At 57.0% G+C, this 1613-nt stretch carries 1 rRNA gene; it reads left to right on the top strand.

Features of this window, described 5'->3' with window-relative positions:
• Nucleotide 1: 1 nt before the first annotated feature.
• A 16S ribosomal RNA gene (locus BMY91_RS22875) occupies nt 2–1524 on the top strand.
• Nucleotides 1525–1613: the final 89 nt, after the last annotated feature.

Here is a 1613-nt window from a genome sequence, read left to right as displayed (position 1 = left end):
TTCAACGGAGAGTTTGATCCTGGCTCAGGATGAACGCTGGCGGCGTGCTTAACACATGCAAGTCGAACGATGATGCCCAGCTTGCTGGGTGGATTAGTGGCGAACGGGTGAGTAACACGTGAGTAACCTGCCCTTGACTCTGGGATAAGCCTGGGAAACTGGGTCTAATACCGGATACGACCATCTGGCGCATGTCATGGTGGTGGAAAGCTTTTGTGGTTTTGGATGGACTCGCGGCCTATCAGCTTGTTGGTGGGGTAATGGCCTACCAAGGCGACGACGGGTAGCCGGCCTGAGAGGGTGACCGGCCACACTGGGACTGAGACACGGCCCAGACTCCTACGGGAGGCAGCAGTGGGGAATATTGCACAATGGGCGCAAGCCTGATGCAGCGACGCCGCGTGAGGGATGACGGCCTTCGGGTTGTAAACCTCTTTCAGTAGGGAAGAAGCGAAAGTGACGGTACCTGCAGAAGAAGCGCCGGCTAACTACGTGCCAGCAGCCGCGGTAATACGTAGGGCGCAAGCGTTATCCGGAATTATTGGGCGTAAAGAGCTCGTAGGCGGTTTGTCGCGTCTGCTGTGAAAGACCGGGGCTCAACTCCGGTTCTGCAGTGGGTACGGGCAGACTAGAGTGCAGTAGGGGAGACTGGAATTCCTGGTGTAGCGGTGAAATGCGCAGATATCAGGAGGAACACCGATGGCGAAGGCAGGTCTCTGGGCTGTAACTGACGCTGAGGAGCGAAAGCATGGGGAGCGAACAGGATTAGATACCCTGGTAGTCCATGCCGTAAACGTTGGGCACTAGGTGTGGGGGACATTCCACGTTTTCCGCGCCGTAGCTAACGCATTAAGTGCCCCGCCTGGGGAGTACGGCCGCAAGGCTAAAACTCAAAGGAATTGACGGGGGCCCGCACAAGCGGCGGAGCATGCGGATTAATTCGATGCAACGCGAAGAACCTTACCAAGGCTTGACATGAACCGGTAATACCTGGAAACAGGTGCCCCGCTTGCGGTCGGTTTACAGGTGGTGCATGGTTGTCGTCAGCTCGTGTCGTGAGATGTTGGGTTAAGTCCCGCAACGAGCGCAACCCTCGTTCTATGTTGCCAGCGCGTTATGGCGGGGACTCATAGGAGACTGCCGGGGTCAACTCGGAGGAAGGTGGGGACGACGTCAAATCATCATGCCCCTTATGTCTTGGGCTTCACGCATGCTACAATGGCCGGTACAAAGGGTTGCGATACTGTGAGGTGGAGCTAATCCCAAAAAGCCGGTCTCAGTTCGGATTGGGGTCTGCAACTCGACCCCATGAAGTCGGAGTCGCTAGTAATCGCAGATCAGCAACGCTGCGGTGAATACGTTCCCGGGCCTTGTACACACCGCCCGTCAAGTCACGAAAGTTGGTAACACCCGAAGCCGGTGGCCTAACCCTTGTGGGGGGAGCCGTCGAAGGTGGGACCGGCGATTGGGACTAAGTCGTAACAAGGTAGCCGTACCGGAAGGTGCGGCTGGATCACCTCCTTTCTAAGGAGCTGCTAATGATTGCTGCTGTGCCTGCATGGGTGTGGTGGTGGTTGTCAGTGTTGCCCATTGCGCAGGCGTCTGTTCTGCGG

The sequence above is a fragment of the Arthrobacter sp. yr096 genome, from assembly GCF_900108925.1.
GTDB lineage: Bacteria > Actinomycetota > Actinomycetes > Actinomycetales > Micrococcaceae > Arthrobacter.
Note: the sequence above shows the minus strand (reverse complement) of the source record. Positions and strands in the feature narration are given on the sequence as shown.